The organism is Chryseobacterium sp. FG46 (genome assembly GCF_057809135.1).
Window position 1 is genome coordinate 281,732 of record NZ_JBMDJJ010000003.1, and the last position, 18,169, is coordinate 299,900.

At 36.4% G+C, this 18,169-nt stretch carries 15 protein-coding genes and 1 pseudogene; 13 read left to right on the forward strand and 3 right to left on the reverse strand.

Features of this window, described 5'->3' with window-relative positions; translation table 11 throughout:
* Window positions 1–49: 49 nt before the first annotated feature.
* The 4 genes and pseudogenes from lptB to ACODR7_RS04230 form a co-directional block, all read left to right on the forward strand.
* A pseudogene (gene lptB, locus ACODR7_RS04215) lies at window positions 50–775 on the forward strand (LPS export ABC transporter ATP-binding protein); the annotation flags it as partial.
* A 336-nt stretch (window positions 776–1,111) separates the two neighbouring features.
* On the forward strand, window positions 1,112–1,363 hold the full coding sequence (locus tag ACODR7_RS04220) for a hypothetical protein (RefSeq protein WP_488837513.1): 252 nt from the start codon (window positions 1,112–1,114) through the stop codon (window positions 1,361–1,363).
* A gap of 163 nt (window positions 1,364–1,526) precedes the next feature.
* Window positions 1,527–3,254 (forward strand): ABC transporter ATP-binding protein, encoded by a 1,728-nt coding sequence (locus ACODR7_RS04225; protein ID WP_488837549.1) that lies wholly within the window; start codon window positions 1,527–1,529, stop codon window positions 3,252–3,254.
* Window positions 3,255–3,316: 62 nt separating this feature from the next.
* Window positions 3,317–4,270 (forward strand): helix-turn-helix transcriptional regulator, encoded by a 954-nt coding sequence (locus tag ACODR7_RS04230; RefSeq protein ID WP_488837515.1) that lies wholly within the window; start codon window positions 3,317–3,319, stop codon window positions 4,268–4,270.
* A gap of 161 nt (window positions 4,271–4,431) precedes the next feature.
* Here the strand turns inward: ACODR7_RS04230 and ACODR7_RS04235 are convergent, their stop codons facing one another.
* Window positions 4,432–4,923, reverse strand: a complete 492-nt coding sequence (locus tag ACODR7_RS04235; RefSeq protein WP_488837517.1) for a DinB family protein — start codon at window positions 4,921–4,923, stop codon at window positions 4,432–4,434.
* A 172-nt stretch (window positions 4,924–5,095) separates the two neighbouring features.
* On the opposite strand from ACODR7_RS04235, the gene ACODR7_RS04240 reads away from it, so the two are divergent.
* The 6 genes from ACODR7_RS04240 (at window position 5,096) to ACODR7_RS04265 (ending at window position 12,335) form a co-directional block, all read left to right on the forward strand.
* Window positions 5,096–5,680: a hypothetical protein gene (locus ACODR7_RS04240; protein ID WP_488837519.1), complete on the forward strand. Its 585-nt coding sequence runs from the start codon at window positions 5,096–5,098 to the stop codon at window positions 5,678–5,680.
* 335 nt (window positions 5,681–6,015) lie between these two features.
* Window positions 6,016–8,436 (forward strand): TonB-dependent receptor plug domain-containing protein, encoded by a 2,421-nt coding sequence (locus tag ACODR7_RS04245; protein WP_488837521.1) that lies wholly within the window; start codon window positions 6,016–6,018, stop codon window positions 8,434–8,436.
* 192 nt (window positions 8,437–8,628) lie between these two features.
* Entirely contained in the window at window positions 8,629–9,198 is a 570-nt protein-coding gene (locus ACODR7_RS04250; RefSeq protein WP_488837523.1) for a cob(I)yrinic acid a,c-diamide adenosyltransferase, read from the forward strand.
* Window positions 9,188–9,835 (forward strand): thiamine diphosphokinase, encoded by a 648-nt coding sequence (locus ACODR7_RS04255; protein WP_488837524.1) that lies wholly within the window; start codon window positions 9,188–9,190, stop codon window positions 9,833–9,835. Before ACODR7_RS04250 ends, ACODR7_RS04255 begins: the two co-directional genes overlap by 11 nt.
* A 110-nt stretch (window positions 9,836–9,945) precedes the next feature.
* On the forward strand, window positions 9,946–10,821 hold the full coding sequence (locus tag ACODR7_RS04260; protein ID WP_488837526.1) for a tyrosine-protein phosphatase: 876 nt from the start codon (window positions 9,946–9,948) through the stop codon (window positions 10,819–10,821).
* A 122-nt stretch (window positions 10,822–10,943) separates the two neighbouring features.
* Complete coding sequence (locus tag ACODR7_RS04265) at window positions 10,944–12,335, forward strand: type III PLP-dependent enzyme domain-containing protein (RefSeq protein WP_488837528.1); 1,392 nt, start codon at window positions 10,944–10,946, stop codon at window positions 12,333–12,335.
* A gap of 121 nt (window positions 12,336–12,456) precedes the next feature.
* Here ACODR7_RS04265 and ACODR7_RS04270 read toward each other — a convergent pair whose 3' ends face one another.
* The gene (locus tag ACODR7_RS04270) at window positions 12,457–13,116 is read right to left on the reverse strand and encodes an HAD family hydrolase (protein ID WP_488837529.1); all 660 of its coding nucleotides are present in this window, start codon (window positions 13,114–13,116) and stop codon (window positions 12,457–12,459) included.
* Window positions 13,117–13,328: 212 nt separating this feature from the next.
* On the opposite strand from ACODR7_RS04270, the gene speB reads away from it, so the two are divergent.
* From speB to ACODR7_RS04285, 3 genes are all read left to right on the forward strand, one after another.
* Window positions 13,329–14,186, forward strand: a complete 858-nt coding sequence (gene speB, locus ACODR7_RS04275) for an agmatinase (protein WP_488837531.1) — start codon at window positions 13,329–13,331, stop codon at window positions 14,184–14,186.
* Between the two features lie 67 nt (window positions 14,187–14,253).
* Window positions 14,254–15,096 (forward strand): bifunctional helix-turn-helix domain-containing protein/methylated-DNA--[protein]-cysteine S-methyltransferase, encoded by an 843-nt coding sequence (locus ACODR7_RS04280; protein WP_276966787.1) that lies wholly within the window; start codon window positions 14,254–14,256, stop codon window positions 15,094–15,096.
* Window positions 15,097–15,282: 186 nt separating this feature from the next.
* Window positions 15,283–15,891 carry an alpha-ketoglutarate-dependent dioxygenase AlkB family protein gene (locus ACODR7_RS04285; RefSeq protein WP_488837551.1) on the forward strand — a complete coding sequence of 203 codons (609 nt, stop codon included), beginning with the start codon at window positions 15,283–15,285 and terminating at the stop codon, window positions 15,889–15,891.
* A 234-nt stretch (window positions 15,892–16,125) separates the two neighbouring features.
* Here the strand turns inward: ACODR7_RS04285 and ACODR7_RS04290 are convergent, their stop codons facing one another.
* A complete protein-coding gene (locus tag ACODR7_RS04290; protein ID WP_488837533.1) occupies window positions 16,126–17,985 on the reverse strand; it encodes a CocE/NonD family hydrolase in 1,860 nt (619 codons plus the stop codon).
* Window positions 17,986–18,169 lie beyond the last annotated feature (184 nt).

Below are 18,169 nucleotides of genomic sequence, written 5' to 3' on the forward strand. Positions count from 1 at the left end.
GTTGATATTAACCTATAAGTGAAGTTTATATTTTTGATATATTTGCCCTATGATTTTACGAGGAGAAAACTTAATCAAGGAATACGGTCCTAAAAAAGTTGTAAAAGGCGTTTCTGTACAGGTTCAACAGGGAGAAATTGTTGGTTTGCTGGGTCCGAACGGAGCAGGAAAAACCACATCGTTTTATATGATTGTAGGGTTGGTTAAGCCTACTTCAGGGAAAATTTTTCTGGACAAGCAGGAGATTACTACCGATGCCATGTACAGACGTGCTCAAAAAGGAATCGGATATCTGGCTCAGGAAGCTTCGGTTTTCAGAAAACTATCTGTAGAGGAAAATATCATGGGCGTATTACAGCTGACCAAGCTTTCAAAACGTGAACAGCAGATCAAATGTGATGAGCTGATTGAAGAGTTTTCTTTACAGCACGTTCGTAAAAACAGAGGAGATCTTCTTTCCGGGGGAGAAAGGCGTAGAACAGAAATTGCCCGTTGTCTTGCCACAAGCCCGAACTTTATCCTTCTGGATGAACCTTTTGCAGGGGTAGACCCGATTGCCGTAGAAGATATCCAGAAAATTGTAAGAAGTCTTGTAGATAAAAATATTGGAATTCTGATTACCGACCACAACGTACAGCAGACTTTAGCAATTACGAATAAAACCTATATCATGTTTGAAGGAAAGATCCTGAAAGAAGGACTTCCGGAAGACCTTGCCAATGATCCACAGGTAAGAGAAGCCTATCTGGGTGAAAACTTCGTCTATCAAAGTATTCTGGATAAACCTAAAAAGAAGAAATACGCTTACAATATCTGGGCTGGTAACTTTGATTCAAAAGTACAGCTGCAGGGATTTGTCAATGAAAACTTCAGTCAGTTTGATGATCTTAGATTATTACATGGCTTTGAAGAGGTCAGCTTTGCTACCTTAGCGAATTCTGAAATTGAGCATATTTTTAATGAGGTAGTGGATAAGAATGCCAACAACTCATTTGTTTTGCAGAAAAAAGAAATCAATTCCCAATACTCTTTAGAACAGGCAGGAGCAGAGTCTAAAGAAGCTAGCAGAAAAGAACTGCATTACCTTACAACTTATTTGTTTGAAGGATAAATGAATGATCCTTATAAATATGAAGATTTTCAAGTAGGAACCAAGGTTTTTTTGGATAATGAATATGGTATTATAGTGAATGTAAAGTTTCATGAATTTTCAACAGTAATCCGTTGGGATACATCTGAGGAAAATGATTTTGAAGATTGGTCAGGAATGTGGGGATCTTTTGTACAAATAGGAGGGAAGATAATTGATTCAAACTATCAATTCAAATATATCAATAACGACGGTACATTGAAAGATTTTTAAATAAATCTTAGATGATCGGTTTAATAATAATTCGTACCTTTTTCTTTTGAAAGCGGTACGTTTTTCATTTAAAATGATTTCTATGGCTAAACCTTTTAACAGAACCGTTACCTTATTCGGAATCTATAAACAGCTTGTCCCCTTCATCAGACCTTACAGACCCATGATTTACGGAACTTTGTTTCTTACTTTTCTGGGAGCTCTCGCAGCACAGGTTAACCCGATTGTTCTGAAATACACAGTGGATGAAGTCACCAAACTTACGCATCTTCCACATCCGATGTCAGAGGGAATTCATATTCTCATTATTATTTCCATTATTTTACTGGGAAAAGAACTGTTGAATATCTTCATCAACTTCGGGCAGAAATTTTATGGCGAAAAAATAAGGATTAATGTGAGCTCCGTGCTGGCACAGTCAGCCATTGATAAGATTTTGACCTACAGAGTTGCTTATTTTAATGATGAAAACCATGAGTCCGGAAAATTACAGATCAGAATAGACCGTGGAATAGAAAGTTTAACAAGATTGGTTCAGAACTTTTTTATTGATATCCTGCCTCTTTTTTCCAATGCCATTATTGCCCTGATCATTATGTACATGCAGAATGTCTATGTGGGACTTGTTTCTACCATTATTGTTCCGATTTATTTCTACATCAGCTCCCTGCAGGCCAAAAAGCTGGGCGGAGTGAGACGCCAGCTTAGAAATCAAAGAGAAAAGAAGACATCAGGACTTTTGAACCTGATCAATTCTATTATGGTCATTAAAAGTTTTGTCCGGGAAAAATTTGAAGGTAAAAAACAATACGACCTTCAGATGGAGCTGATGGAAAGCCAGATGATCACAAGAAGAACCAATTTCATTTATGATGGGTTAAAAACGTTCATTGAGCAGTTCGGCGTAGTTTTGATTATTCTTTTAACCGTTTATCTGGTGCTTGATCAGCAAATGACCATCGGTGCAATCATGCTTCATATTATGCTTTTTAACAATGTCTCAGCGCCTATCCGACAGCTTCACAGGATTTATGATGATATGAACGATGCTATGATTTATGCCGAAGGATATTTCGATATTCTGAATGCAGATCATGAGACAGAATCCAACGGAAGTTTTGTAGAAAAAGAAATCAAAGGAACTTTTGAATTGAAAAATGTTGACTTTACTTATCCCAACGGTACAAAAGCATTACATCATGTTTCCATGAAAATTGAAAACGGAAAAACTACAGCTTTGGTAGGATTGAGCGGTGCAGGAAAATCAACGGTGATCAATCTTTTGTGTAAATTTTATCTTCCGGATTCCGGAGAAATTCTTTTGGATGGAGTAAATCTTAATGAATATGACAATACTTTTCTGAGACGCGATCTTGGGTTGGTACTTCAGAAAAATCATATCTTTCAGGGAAGCATAGAAGATAATATCCGTTATGGAGACATGAATGCGGGTTTTGAAGAAATTCAGGAAGCTGCAAAAAAAGCTTATCTGCATGACCAGATTATGGATCTTCCTGAAAAATACCAGCATGATGCCACTCAGCTTTCAGGAGGACAGCAGCAGAGAATTGCCATTGCAAGACTGTTCCTTAAAAATCCTCCAATCATCTTTCTGGATGAACCGACAGCCAGTCTGGATGCCATTGCCACAGAACAGATCAAAAACTCTCTGGATGCCATAAAAGAAGGAAGAACGGTGATTATCATTTCCCATTCACTCTCACAGATTCTGGATTCAGATATCATTTATGTGATGAAAAAAGGAAGAGTGGTTGAAAATGGAACTCATGATGAACTCTACAATAAAGAAGGAACTTACCGTGAAATTTTTGATGCCTCCGCCCGCAGTCTGAATCTTGATAAACTGGTGAATACTTTTAAAGACAACTAAACTCAAAAGCAGACCTAATTTATAACCTATACCTCAAAAAAGAATTTTAGCTTTGCTGTATCATGAACGATCACTATCTAAAAAAACTCGATAGGGTAACGGCTATCCTTACCCAATTACAGTCGAAACCTGTTGTTCGGGCACAGGATTTGGCTGAAAAGTTTGATGTAAGTATCAGAACCATTTACCGTGATGTAAAAACCCTGGAAAATGCGGGTATTCCTATTGTTGGAGAAGCAGGAAACGGCTATTCTTTAATGGAAGGGTATAAACTTCCTCCGATTATGTTTACCAAAGAAGAAGTGTTAAGTTTCATTACCGCTGAAAAGCTGATGCAGAAATTTTCCCACCAAAGCTTAGGGAATCATTATCAGGCAGCAATGGAAAAAGTACGTTCGGTACTGAAATATTCTGATAAAAATCTGATAAAAAATATAGAAAAGCAGATTGATGTTTTCAGCTTTCATACGGATTCGGGCGACTCACTGAAAAATGTGATTCCTATCATTCTCGAAAGCATTGCGGAGAAAACCCAGCTTAATATCAGATATAAGACCGTAGATGAAAGAGTAAGCAACAGAATTATTGAAACAGTCGGGATGTTTTTCGAATTTAATATTTGGTACATCATGGCATACTGTACCTTGAGAAAAGATTTCAGACAATTTCGTATCGACAGAATTCTGGAAATTTCAAAAACACAGAATCCTTTCCTGCAGGAATATGGGCAGGTGAATGATTACCGTAAAAAATCCAATGGAAATAAAGTCAGAGCCAGACTTTTAGTAGATAAAAAAATAATGTCTCACCTGGTAAATTCTAAAAAATATTACGGATTGATAGAAGAAGTAGAAACCGAACATGGGATGGAACTCACTTTTGAAACAGAATGGATCAGTGACGGATTTCCCCGCTGGGTCATCACTTTTGCCGACTATGCTACAGTTCTGGAACCAGAAAGCCTTCGTATACGTTTGAATGAACTGCTCGTAAAAATGGTCGAAAGACATCAATAATAAACCCCAACAAGACAGCTGTTGAGGTTTAAAACTTAATTGAGGCAAATAAATGAAATGGTTTGATTAAAAGGCAAAATTGCAACGAAGCAAATTGGCTGTGTTGCAAAAAAAGATATCCGTTTTGTTTACCCTTTCTGCAATTTTACCCTTTCCTTTTATTAGAATCTCTCCCAAAAGAAAGGAGGTTCAATTCCTAACGCTCGCAGATAAACATAACCTTGTCCACGGTGGTGAACTTCGTTGTCTACAAAATAAAGAATGTTCTGATACACCGGAAATTCATATTGTCCGAATAAATTGAAGGTCTCCTGGAAACGCTCTTCAGAAATCTGATTGAAATAATGATTGATCACTTCCGTTTCTTCATCCCATTTTTTCAAAATTTCTTCCTTAGTTTTCGGATTAAAAGCTTCTTCACTGTAAGCTTCCATATTTCCTTCCACAATTCCTTTTAAAGCAGGACCGCCAATGCTGATCAGTTCTACTGCCAGTTTTGCGAAAGGTCTCATTCCGCCTACAGAAAATTCGAATAACTCTTTCTCAGGAAAAGATTCAATGACTCTTCGTGTAAGATTCCTGTGTCCCTGCCAGTCGTTTAATAGCTGTTCAGAAGTCATGAATTGTTTAGTGGCTGTTGCTGTAGTTGTCATAATGTATTTGTTTTGTTTGTTGTTGTTACAAAGGTAAGAGAGGAGAATGACAACAGTTTGTCAGCAGGATTTTTCATATTAAAAAAATATTTTTTTCTTTCTTAAAATATTGATCCCTACTTTTGCGTTAGAAGAAAAGGATATTAATAAAAAAATCGCTATTATTAGAATTATGAAGAAGTATATTTTGCCTGTTATTACCAGTTTTTTATTAGTATCATGCAATAAAATAGAGGAAAAAATTGACCAGACTGTTCAGAAAACAACCGAAACTGTACAGCAAAAAACACAACAGGTTGTTGAGGAAACAGTAAAGAAAACCGTCAATGAATCTATTAATTCTATAACCAATTCCGAAGATGTTAAGTTCAATACCGTTTTCCCTGGTACTGGAACTTCCATTGTTTCGGAGGAAAAAGGGAAGAAAATTAGAATTCCCGGAAGACCTCAAGGATATATTTTTAAATATAAAGCTGATATTGCAGTATTACTGCCATTTTTGGAAGGTCAGCCAACATCGGATGAAAATAAATCTGATAAAACTGCCAGAAAGATTGATGGCCAGAATATAATTGATAAAATAAGCTTTATATCAAAATTTCTTCCTGACAATACTTTTGATACCAGGGTTTTCGAGGAGCTTAAATCCGACAAAAATATTCAGTATTATAAACTGAAAAGATTTCCTAACAGTAGTACCATTATCTACAACCCAAAAAATCAGACCATCATACAATACGTAGAGGTAAATAAATAATTTGGATATGGCCGGTTTCTCCCGGCCATTTTTGTGGCCATTCACTGCGAGTCATAAGCGAAGCAATCCCAATTTACTGAAAACCACTTGCCAGTAAGAATGAAATCATGTTTATTTCTGATGTTAACTAATTAATTTTTTTTATACAAATGTGGTGTTATTGATTTATTTTTTTTCATACTATTAGTAAATTGCTTTATGTTTTGTAGATTAATTCTTGTTTTTGCGAAATGGTATGATTTTCGTAAATATGAAATAGTATTTTTATTATATTTTTAATTTTTGTGTTTAATATTAATTTTTTTATTAGATTTATTGAATAATTAACAATTGACATGAGAAAGAATTTATTTAATGGAAAAATCTATGCATTAGTATTAAGTGGAGCTGGTGCAATGGGATATGCTCAGGACAGCATAAAACAAAATAAAATAGATGAGGTTGTGGTTACCACGGGTAGAACCAAGCCAAGAACCATCATTACCTCAGCAATTCCTATTGATAATATTTCTGCCGTACAATTAAAATCCACTGGGCAGGCAACTTTTGATAAAGCTTTAACCTATGCCGTTCCATCTTTCAATTCATCCCAACAAACTGTTTCTGATGCAACGGCTCATTTTGATCCTGCAGATTTAAGAGGATTAGGGCCTTCCAGAACATTGGTTTTGGTGAATGGTAAAAGAAAAAATCAAAGTGCTTTAATTTATGTAAATGATACTCCGGGAAAAGGTGAAGTGGGTACAGATCTGAAAAGTATTCCTTCAGCAGCCTTACAAAACGTAGAGGTATTGAGGGATGGAGCATCTGCACAGTACGGATCTGACGCTATTGCAGGAGTTATTAATATTATTCTTAAGAACAGTGTTGGAAAAAGTACGGTCAATCTTTTTTCAGGTATTACTTCAAAAGGAGATGGTTTTAATATCGGAGCAGATTTTAATACGGGAATCAAAGTAGCAAAAACCGGAAGTCTGAATCTTACATTCGGATTTTCCTCTCAAAATAAAACGAACCGAGCAGGTTCTGTTACAAAAGATGAACTTTTTGGAGTGGATAATGCCTGGACTCAGGCTAATCCTGGTTTAGGAATGATTATTGGGCAGCCGGAAACAAAAGTGGCCAATATGTTTGTTAATTTTGAATTGCCAACAGGTGAAACAGGTAAATTTTATGCTTTTGGGGGTACAACTTACAGAAACGGGACTAGTTTTGCTTTATATAGAACACCCTACTGGGTAGCTTCAGATTTTGGTTTATTAACTCCAAAAGGACAGCCTTACAACGGATTTCAGCCGGAATTTAAAACAGATGTTTATGATTATAATTTAACTTCCGGATGGAAAGGCATGTTTGGAAAATGGAATTTTGACGGGAGTGCCACCTTTGGCTCTAATGCAGTAGATTATATGGTAGGAAATACTATTAATACGTCTTTGGGTGCAAATTCACCAACCCGTTTTAAGGCAGGTGGCCATCAGTTCAGTAATATTATAGGAAATATAGATATCAGCCGGGATTTTGGTGCAATTGTTTTAGGTGCCGGAGCTGAAGTACGCAATGAAAATTATCAGGCAAAAGCAGGAGAAGAATCATCTTATATAGGAAGTGGTGCAGAATCATTTCCCGGACTGCAGCCTCAAAATGAAGTCAATAAAAACCGTCAGAATATGGGAGCTTATATAAATACTGAATGGGATGTTACGAAAGACCTTCTGCTTGGAGGAACTGTGAGATATGAAAACTTCAGTGATTTTGGAAATAATGTTTCCTGGAAAGGAAATGCAAGGTATAAGCTGCTGGATGATAAATTAGTTTTCCGTGGATCTGTTTCTACAGGATTCCGCGCACCTTCATTACACCAGATTTATTATTCCAATGTTCAGACCAAAATTACAGGAAATACAGTAGCTAATCAGGGGACATTTAATAATGACTCTCAAATTGTAAGATCTGATCTTGGGGTACCTAAATTAAATGCTGAAAAAGCCTTTAACATTACCGGAGGGTTGGCTGTAAAACCTTTTAAAAACCTTACTATTACAGCAGATTATTATAGAATAAGAATCAAAGACCGGGTGCTTTTCTCAGGAGATATTGGTTACAAAACGGGTGCTCCGGGAAGTCCGGATCTGACAAACCCTGTGGAAGTCATATTAAACAATAACAAAATAACATCCCTGAAGTTTTTCACCAATGCTGTCAATACAGTTACTCAGGGAGTGGATTTCGTTGCTAATTATTATACTTCTGCTATTGGGAAAGGAAGATTAGGTGTTATTGCAGCTTTCAATTATAACGAAACTAAAATAGTAGATAATATTGCCGTTCCGCCTATTTTAGCTCAAAATGGTTATTCAGAAAATTTCTTTGACAGAAAGGAACAATCCAGGATTATCTCTGCAAGACCAAAAACAAAAACGATTCTGAGCCTTTCTTATGATATTACAAAGTTTAATTTTAACTTAAATAATACGTATTTTGGTTCTGTTACCTGGCAGCACGCCACTGATCCTGCCAAAGATCAGACGTTTTCCGGTAAGGTAGTTACAGATATTGTTTTAACCTATAAAATAACAAATGACTTTAAAGTTTCCGGAGTGGTAAATAATTTATTTAATATTTATCCGGATGTAATAGACAGCAAAGGAGATGTAGTAACAGATCTTGGAGGAAGGTTCAAATATCCATGGGAAGTAAACCAGTTTGGATTTAACGGAACAACTTTTCAGCTCAATGTTAATTATACTTTTTAATCTTAAAATAAAGAAATGAGCATTGCTTCGTGATGCTTACTAAAGAGCAGGTATTCCAAAAATATAAAAACCCATCTGGGCAAACATTAACTGACATTAATTTCTAATGTCAGTTTTATTTTTTCAGATCAAATAGGAAGCTATTACTACATTTTACTTTTTACATTGTATAAAAAAAAGTATTTTAGTCCTATGAAAATTTATACAAAAACAGGAGATAAAGGTCAGACTGCGTTATACGGCGGAACAAGAGTTTCCAAAGCAAGTGCCAGAGTAGACAGTTATGGAAATATAGATGAGCTGAATTCCTTTATCGGGATTGCAAAAAGCCATATTGAAGATGAAGAAGTGCTGAGACAGCTGAAGAAAATACAGTTTGATCTGTTCACTGTAGGTTCAGAGGCAGCAACACCAGTGGATAAGCTAATGCTTGCCAATGGGAAATCCCGTCTTCCGATCATTATTTCAGAAACAGAAATTGAAGAACTGGAAGAGTGGATGGATGCTTTTGACGAAAAACTGGAACCGCTTCAGTATTTTATCCTGCCAGGTGGTGGAAAATCTGCAACTTTTCTACATGCAGCAAGAACCATCTGCAGAAGAGCAGAACGTTCATTGGTTTTTCTGAATGAATCAGAGGAAGTACGTCCCGAACTGATTAAATATTTAAACAGGCTTTCAGATTATCTTTTTGTGTTGGCCAGATATATTTCAAAACTGAACAACGAACCGGAAGAATACTGGAATCCGAATGAGAGATAAAGCATTACTTTTCATCAACGGAGATGCTCCAAAATTATTACCCGATCCGGAAAATTATGGTTTAATTGCCTGTACAGACGGTGCTTTCCATTATTTGAAAAGAATGGGATTTCCTTTGGATAAGCTGGATTTTATATCGGGTGATTTTGATTCGCATTCCGGATCAGATGAAGATATGTATCAGGAGAAATTCATCCTTACACTGGATCAGGAAAAAACAGATTTTCATAAAGCGTTGGAAATCATTCTGGAAAAAGGCTTTTCAGAGGTTGATGTTTTTGGAGGAAGTGGAGGTGAACAGGATCATTTTCTGGGAAATCTTACTGTTGCATATACATTCAAAGACCAGCTGAAAATAAAGTTTTATGACGAGTTTTCAAAGTATTATTTTATTCCCAATCATTTTACACTGAAAGGAGTGAAAAATAGAATGATTTCTCTTTATCCATTTCCATCAGTGAATAATATAACAACAAAAGGTCTCAATTGGCCGCTGACCAATGAAAGTCTAAGCATCACTTCAAGAATAGGAACCCGAAATTTTGCCGTTGAAGATGAAGTTTCCGTGGAATATGAATCAGGGGATGTTTTGTTTTTTGTAGGAATGAAGGAGATAGAATATCCGGCAATTTATTAAAGCGATTATTATCAATAAAAGCGGATTGTCATCCTGAGCGTGTCGAAGGCAACCCACTTTAAACAAAAAAATAACATCAATCGGCTTTAGCCAAGACTTATTAAAAACCATTGAATAAACTAATCAAAATATCAGTTTTCATCATTTCATTGTGCTGTATTTTCTCATGCAAAACACAGCATTTTGAAACACCTGAATATGGAAAAAATGAAACTGAAAAAGTAATTCATATCAAGAAAGTAGCCAATTTCCGGACGGTAGGAAACATCAAAAATATAGACGGCAGGACATTGAAAGAAGGAAAACTGTACCGGAGTGCTCATCTAAATAAACTTAAAAAGAAATCTTTTGACGCTTTTGAAAAGCTGGGAATCAAAGAAATTATTGATCTTAGAAATTCCAGGGAAATTGCTCAGAAGCCGGATCAGCTGCCGTCAGAAAGTGTTTACAGTAATTTCTCGGCATTTGAAGATGAAGGAGACCAGCTGGCTCAGGCCAAAAAACTGGTCCTTAAAGGCAAAGTGAATGCATCTGATGCAGACAAAAGGATGATTGATTTCTACCGTGAGTACGTTACTGAAAATCCGGAAACGATTAAAAGGATTATTACGGAGATTCTGGAATCTGAAGATCCTATCCTTTACCACTGCACAGCAGGAAAAGACAGAACAGGAATTACGACAGCATTAATTCTTACGATTCTGAAGTTTGATAAAGAAACTATTTACAACGAATATCTTTTATCTAATAACTACAGGAAAGATCTTATCCTGAAGAGACTTCGTCTGGCCAATAACCTGCATTTCCTTTATCCAAAGATGGATCTGAAGGTGCTGGAAAAACTGAGCTGGGTAGAAAAAAGATACCTTGATGCTGCATTTGAGGAGATCAACAAAAAGTATGGTTCCACAGATGCTTATATTGATGAGGTATTAGGGATTTCAGACGCCAAAAGAAGCGGGTATATTCAAAAGTTTACCTATTGATTATCAGAGATAAATTTTTGTAAGATTTAATATTGGGTCCTAAATTAAAATTATAATAATTTTAACACCTAAAAATGAAAGTTTTTTAGCAATTTTGCATTTCTTAATTCACTTGTTTAGAAATGAAAATAAAGTACTCGGAACTTATTGATCAGACATTGTACTTCCCTACAGAGGAATTTAATGTATCTGAGAACAATTTGTTGTTTCACGACGTTCCACTGATGGACGTAGTTGAACAATTTGGCACTCCGCTAAAGATTAGCTATCTGCCGAGAATTTCTCAAAATATTCAGAAAGCGAAAAGCTGGTTTAAAGAAGCTTTTGAAAAAACCGAATATAGAAAGAATTATACCTACTGCTACTGCACAAAATCCAGTCATTTTAATTTTGTATTGGAAGAAGCATTGAAAAATGAGATTTCAATAGAAACTTCTTCTGCTTATGATATGGATATTGTAAAGTCTCTTTATGAAAAAGAGAAAGTAGATAAAAATATTGAAGTCATCTGTAATGGTTTCAAAACTGATGATTATCTGGCAAAGATCTCAGATATGATCAACAGCGGTTTTGAAAATATTACTCCGATTCTTGATAATTACAGAGAATTGGATAAACTTACGGAAAGCATCGATTCTACCTTTAATATCGGAATCAGAATCGCATCAGAGGAAGAGCCGAAGTTTGAATTCTATACCTCAAGATTAGGAATCGGGTATAAAGATATTATCCCTTATTATAGTCAGAAGATCGCAGAACACCCGAATGCAAGATTGAAAATGCTTCACTTCTTCATCAATACAGGGATTAAGGATACTTCATACTACTGGAACGAATTGTATAAATGTCTGCGTGTATATGCACGTTTGAAGAAAATCGCTCCTGAAGTGGATTCACTGAACATCGGTGGTGGTTTCCCAATCAAAACTTCTCTGAACTTTGATTATGACTATCAGTATATGGTGGAAGAAATCGTTTCTCAGATCAAGAAATTCTGTGAAGAGGAAGGAGTGGAAGAACCTAATATCTATACTGAGTTCGGAAGCTTTACCGTAGGGGAAAGCGGGGCGAATCTTTATAAAATCATTTCTCAGAAACGTCAGAATGACAGAGAAAAGTGGAATATGATTGATTCTTCTTTCATGACCACTCTTCCTGATACATGGGCTATTTCAAGACACTTTATCATGCTTCCGCTTAACCGTTGGGAAGATACGTATGAAAGAGTATTCTTAGGAGGCCTGACTTGTGATTCGGATGATTATTATAACTCCGAACAGCATACCAATGCCATTTATTTACCTGTTTTCAGTGATACAAAACCTTTGTATATCGGATTTTTCCACACCGGGGCTTATCAGGAAACCATCGGAGGGTACGGTGGAGTACATCACTGTCTGATGCCTCAGCCGAGACACGTCCTGATTCAGAAAGATGAAAACGGTGAACTGAAATATGAGATTTTCCGTGAAAAGCAGGAACCGGAAGATGTATTGAAACTTCTTGGTTATTAATAATTTTATGATCAGTAGAAATGGGCTTTAGCCCATTTACAATCAATAGAAAAGTCAATTGGCTTCAGCCAAAACTTATAGAAAACAAAAGCTCTCAGATTTTTCTGAGAGCTTTTATATTTTAAAAATATTTTGAAATTTTATCAAGTTCGAGATCTTCATAATCTGAAACTACCGTATCTGCCAATGTATAATCCTGATTTTTAGAATGTGGACTTCTGTATGCAGCGCAGAAAATTTTTGCTCTGTGGGCTGCCAGAATTCCGTTCGTGGAATCCTCAATCACCATACAGTTTTCAACAGGTTCTCCGGCCATTTCTGCCGCCAGTAAGAAAACTTCAGGATGAGGTTTTGATTCTTTTAAATCGGCGCCGCTAATCTTTCCACTGAAATATTGCTCCAGTCCGAATTTTTCAAAAACCATATTGATGGTTACCATCGTTGCAGAAGAAGCCAGAATCAGCTTGAGTCCATTTTCGTGATAATGCTCGATCAGTTTTCTTACTCCCGGAATTAAATCAAATTCGTCATCATTATAAAAATAATCTTTGAAATGAGACCTTTTGATTCCTGCAATGGATTCGTAAGTCTGATTTAGATTAAATTCCTTAATCAGAGTTTCAGAAACTCTTTTAGTAGATGCTCCGGTAAAAGAGGTGTAAAGCTCTTCGGAAACAGCAATTTCCAGTTCATCAAACGTTTTGAAATAAGCTTTTCTATGTAATGGTTCTGTATCTACAATCACACCATCCATATCGAAAAGAACAGCTTTTAAAGGCATATTATGAGTTTTGTACAAAAATAGCTATTTGAATTGAGAGTGGAAAGGGAAGAGGTAACAGATGATAGGTTTTAGGTAGCAGAAAATACACGGCAAGTGGTAAAGCCTGATGCTCGTAAACTCTCCAACACTCTTACGCTCCAACTCGCAAACTCTTTGTATCTTTGTGGTCAATATTTCAATTTTAAAACATTAAAATTTTTAAATAAAGCATGAGAACATACGCAGGAATTCCCGAGGAAAACGCAACGTTAGAGAATTCGAAAGTAATGTTGGTAACTGTTCCTTACGATGGAACTTCAACATGGGGTAAAGGAGCTGATAAAGGTCCGGAATTATTCTTAAACGCTTCTGAAAACATGGAGCTTTATGATATTGAAACTCAAACAGAACCTTATCTACAGGGAGTTTACTTAGCTGGTGAAGTTTCTGAAAATTCTTCTCCTGAAGCAATGACAGAGGCGGTTTATCAGAAAACAAAAGAACTTTTGAACAATGAGGGTAAATTATTCACTCTTTTCGGTGGAGAACATTCTGTTTCTATCGGTTCTATCCGTGCGGTAGGAGAGAAATTTGAAAATTTAACAGTTCTTCAGTTAGATGCTCACACAGATTTACGTCCTGAGTTCCATGGTTCTACTTCAAACCATGCTTGTGCGGTTTTTGAAGCCAATCAGAAGCATAACTTAGTACAGGTGGGAATCCGTTCTATGGATGCTGAGGAAGTTGAATATTTACCGGAAGGAAGAGTATTCTTTGCTCACGAAATCGCAAACAACGAGAACTGGATCAACGACGTATTGGAGAAAGTATCAGGAAATGTGTATATCACTATTGATTTAGATGCTTTTGATCCTTCTATTGCTCCTTCTACAGGAACTCCTGAACCAGGTGGACTACAGTGGTATCCAACGTTGGAATTATTAAGAAAAGTATTTGAAAAATGTAACGTAGTAGCATTTGATATTGTAGAATTAATGGATTCTCCAATGGCTAAGCCAACGGCTTTCCTTTCTGCGAAGTTATATTACAAAATGCTTGCTTACTACGATATTTATAACAATAACTAATTCCGCAAGAATCGGATTTTTTCTGCCGTATATTCTTTGGAAATTTGTGAGGTAAAATAACAATACAATGTCCACACAAAGTCAGATAGATTATAACAGAATTGCCAAGGCTATAGAATATATCCGGAGTAATTTCAGGCTTCAGCCAAGTTTGGAGGAAGTGGCAGAGAATATTCACCTGAGCCCGGCCCATTTTCAGAAGATCTTTACAGATTGGGCAGGAACAAGTCCGAAAAAATTTTTACAGTTCATCAGTCTTGAACATGCTAAAAATTTATTGAAGGAAGAAAAAGCAAGTTTGTTTGATACCGCTTATGAGACAGGACTTTCCAGTACCAGCAGGCTGCATGACCTGTTTGTGAAAATAGAAGGAATGTCTCCGGCAGAATATAAAAACGGAGGAAAAAGTCTTAGTATTCATTACAGTTTTTCCGAAAGTCCTTTCGGGAATTTATTAGTAGCTTCTACAGAAAAAGGAATCTGCTATATGGCTTTTGAAGATAATAAAGAAAAAGCATTCGGGGAACTGAAACAGAAGTTCCCCAATGCTTTTTTTATTGAAAAACTAGATACTCTTCAAAAGAATGCATTGTCCATATTCGATAAAGACTGGACAAAACTCAACACCATAAAATTACATTTAAAAGGAACCGATTTTCAGTTGAAAGTATGGGAAAGTCTGCTGAAAATTCCAATGGGAAAATTGTCTACATATGGTAGCCTGGCAGAAAAAATTGGAAATCCTAAAGCTTCCAGAGCTGTTGGAACCGCTATTGGAAGTAATCCGGTTGCATTTCTTATTCCATGTCACCGCGTGATTCAGTCTACAGGGCATTTGGGAGGTTACAGATGGGGAAGTGATAGGAAACAGCTGATTGTTGGTTGGGAGGGTTCACAAATGTACTCGTAACGTATTTTTACCACAAAAGATACAAAAGGATTCTTCTTTTATTAAGTTTTGGCTAAAGCCAATGGATTAGATTATTTTTGTTAAATGGGCTAAAGCCCATTCCTATTGATATAAAGATTTGTGTCATTTGTGAAAACATTGGTGCCATTTGTGTTAATAATAAAAACATTTAATTAGAAAACTATGATGAGTCTCTTCGAAGAAATATCAGATTACCCACTGAATATCCTTCCCCATGATGGAACTGTTCATTATTACGGTAAGGTTTTCTCCAAAGAACAATCAGATTTTTACTATGATTATCTGCTCAGCCAGATTCCGTGGGAAAATGATGAAGCACTGATTTTTGGAAAATTAATTTTAACCAAAAGGAAAGTAGCCTGGTTTGGAGGGAAAGCTTTTGAATATACCTATTCGAAAAGAACAAAATATGCCCAATTCTGGACTCCGGAGCTATTGGAACTGAAGAAAAAATGTGAAGAAGTTTCAGGAGAAACTTACAATTCCTGTCTGCTTAATTTATACCACGACGGAAGCGAAGGCATGGCTTATCACAGCGATGGTGAAACAGATCTGAAAAAGCATGGAGCAATTGCCTCTCTGACCTTTGGAGCGGAAAGAAAGTTTTTATTCAAACATAAAACAACCAAAGAAAAGGCGGAAGTATTTCTGGAAAACGGAAGCTTATTAATTATGAAAGGAACTACTCAGGACAACTGGCTGCACAGGCTTCCTCCTACCACAAAAGTGAAAACACCAAGAGTCAACCTGACCTTCAGAACCATTGAGGAATAAAGAAATCTAGAGTAGTAGGCCATTCATACAGTCTTTATTCCAGCCATCCGTGAAAATCTGTGTGATCAGTGGGAGATGAACTTTCTTTTTTAACCTGATCATCTCCATCAATAGAAGTGGGCTTTAGCCCACTTATCAAATAAATCAATATTCATCTGGCTTTAGCCAAAACCTAAAAAATAAACTGTAAATATTCAAAAATAAAAAGCTGTTCGTTCGAACAGCTTTTTCAATTTATTTTAAAATTTCAGCTTCAATAGAGCTGTCATCATATACTTTGATAAATGCCTTGGTGTAATCCTCTTTATTGGCAAAATTCGGATTATCCATAAATTTCTGCGGGTTGATCGCGAAAAGTGGAAACCACGTACTGCTGATCTGAATCTGGATTTTGTGTCCTTTTTTGAACGTATGGACCACATCCTGAAGTCTGAAATTAACAGCTGTTTTCTGGTTAGGAACCAAAGCTTCTCCTTTTTCTTTTGTATTTCTGAATCTGGCAGGCATAATCTCACTTCTTACCATCTGGTGATAGTTTCCATAGATCACTCCGTCTTTCTTTTCAGCAGGTTTAAAGTCTTCAGGATAAACATCAATTAACTTTATGGCAAAGTCAGCATCTGTGGAGGTGGATGCAATATTCAGTTTGGCCATGATCTCTCCGGCAAACGTAATGTCATCTGTCAATACATCGGTAGTAAAAGTTAATACATCAGGTCTTCCTACAGCAAATCTCTGGTCTTCCGACATATAATTTTTTGGAGTGAAGCCATTGAAATCTTTCAAATGATCAGAACTTAAAACAGGATTGTTTGGATCACTGTAATATTCAGAATATCCTTGTCCTGATGTTTTTTTCAAGGTTTTATCAGCCAGATAGAAGTTCACTTTCTGAGCATTTTTCGGTGGGTAAGAAGCAAATTCCTTCCATGCTTTAGCACCGGTGTCATACATCAATGCTTCAGGAAGTCCTGCGTCTTCTTTGGTATTGCCTTTCAGATAATGATTGAAGAATTTTGTTTCAATATTTTTCTGATAATAGGTTGCAATGCTGTCCCCAAAATATGTTTCACTGTGGAAGTGTTTTCCCTGCTCCTGAGACCAGCCGCCATGAGAGAATGGTCCCATAACGATGGTGTTTTTGGCTTTAGGGCTTGTCTTTTCAATAGTTTTATAAATATTCAGAGGACCGGAAAGATCTTCTGCATCAAACCATCCGCCGACAGTCATTACAGCATGGCTGATATTTTTCAGGTGAGGAAGAAGACCTCTTTTCTGCCAGAATTCATCATAGTTGGTATGATTCATAATTTCTGTCATGAAGAAATTATTCTTGTAATATTTTTCATATCCGTCTTTCAGCGTACCCATATCTCTGAAGAATTTTAATCCATCCTCAGAAGTCTGCTTAATGAAAGAATCCATATACCATGCCTGCTTTTCCGGTTGTGTTTTCTGAACGCCAAAAACAGGAAATGTTCTGAAATAGCCTAGCATAAATCTTCCGTTGTGAAGAAAATCGTCATTCCAGAAATCAGAAATAGGAGCCTGTGGTGAAGAAGCTACCAGAGCCGGGTGCTGTGACAACGTTCCTACAGCGGTATAAAATCCGGGATATGATGTTCCAAACTGGCCTACTTTACCATTGTTATCTTTCATATTTTTCAAAAGCCATTCTATGGTATCATACGTATCTGTACTTTCATCAACATCTTTTTTGGTTTTGCGCTCCACCTGCGGAGTCATATTGGTAAAAGTACCTTCACTCATATATCTTCCGCGCACATCCTGATACACAAAAATATACTTGTCTTTCATCAGATAAGTGTTGGGACCTACCTTTGTTTTATATTCATTTTCTCCGTAAGGTGCAATGCTGTAGCAGGTTCTTTGCATCAGAAACGGATATTTGTTCTTGTTCGATATATCTTTTGGGATATACACCGCTGTGAAAAGTTTCACGCCATCACGCATTGGGATATAAAATTCTTTCTTGGTGAAATTGTCTTTAACGAAACTATCTTTCTGTTCCGTTTTCTGAGCTTTTCCAAGAATGAAAAAAAGAATACATAATACTGAAATATGGATTTTCATAAAAAAAATTTGATGCTAATTTAAAAATAAAAACACGTTTATTGACTAAAAGACATTAGTATTTATTAGAATGTGTTTATGCTAAACCACCCCGTCAAAAATTCTTTGAATTTTCGACACCCCTCCGGAGGACTATCGTGTGGACACATCTTTAAAGATTTTGTAAGCTTTGGCTATATCTTTA

What these genes read in the sequence shown, in the direction of transcription:
- ACODR7_RS04265 (WP_488837528.1), top strand. Translation starts at nt 10,944, where the DNA reads ATGAAAATAAAGTACTCGGAACTTATTGATCAGACATTGTACTTCCCT.
- ACODR7_RS04245 (WP_488837521.1), top strand. Translation starts at nt 6,016, where the DNA reads ATGAGAAAGAATTTATTTAATGGAAAAATCTATGCATTAGTATTAAGT.
- ACODR7_RS04280 (WP_276966787.1), top strand. Translation starts at nt 14,254, where the DNA reads ATGTCCACACAAAGTCAGATAGATTATAACAGAATTGCCAAGGCTATA.
- ACODR7_RS04255 (WP_488837524.1), top strand. Translation starts at nt 9,188, where the DNA reads ATGAGAGATAAAGCATTACTTTTCATCAACGGAGATGCTCCAAAATTA.
- ACODR7_RS04220 (WP_488837513.1), top strand. Translation starts at nt 1,112, where the DNA reads ATGAATGATCCTTATAAATATGAAGATTTTCAAGTAGGAACCAAGGTT.
- ACODR7_RS04235 (WP_488837517.1), bottom strand. Translation starts at nt 4,923, where the DNA reads ATGACAACTACAGCAACAGCCACTAAACAATTCATGACTTCTGAACAG.
- ACODR7_RS04225 (WP_488837549.1), top strand. Translation starts at nt 1,527, where the DNA reads ATGATTTACGGAACTTTGTTTCTTACTTTTCTGGGAGCTCTCGCAGCA.
- ACODR7_RS04285 (WP_488837551.1), top strand. Translation starts at nt 15,283, where the DNA reads ATGAGTCTCTTCGAAGAAATATCAGATTACCCACTGAATATCCTTCCC.
- speB (WP_488837531.1), top strand. Translation starts at nt 13,329, where the DNA reads ATGAGAACATACGCAGGAATTCCCGAGGAAAACGCAACGTTAGAGAAT.
- ACODR7_RS04250 (WP_488837523.1), top strand. Translation starts at nt 8,629, where the DNA reads ATGAAAATTTATACAAAAACAGGAGATAAAGGTCAGACTGCGTTATAC.
- ACODR7_RS04230 (WP_488837515.1), top strand. Translation starts at nt 3,317, where the DNA reads ATGAACGATCACTATCTAAAAAAACTCGATAGGGTAACGGCTATCCTT.
- ACODR7_RS04240 (WP_488837519.1), top strand. Translation starts at nt 5,096, where the DNA reads ATGAAGAAGTATATTTTGCCTGTTATTACCAGTTTTTTATTAGTATCA.
- ACODR7_RS04270 (WP_488837529.1), bottom strand. Translation starts at nt 13,116, where the DNA reads ATGCCTTTAAAAGCTGTTCTTTTCGATATGGATGGTGTGATTGTAGAT.
- ACODR7_RS04290 (WP_488837533.1), bottom strand. Translation starts at nt 17,985, where the DNA reads ATGAAAATCCATATTTCAGTATTATGTATTCTTTTTTTCATTCTTGGA.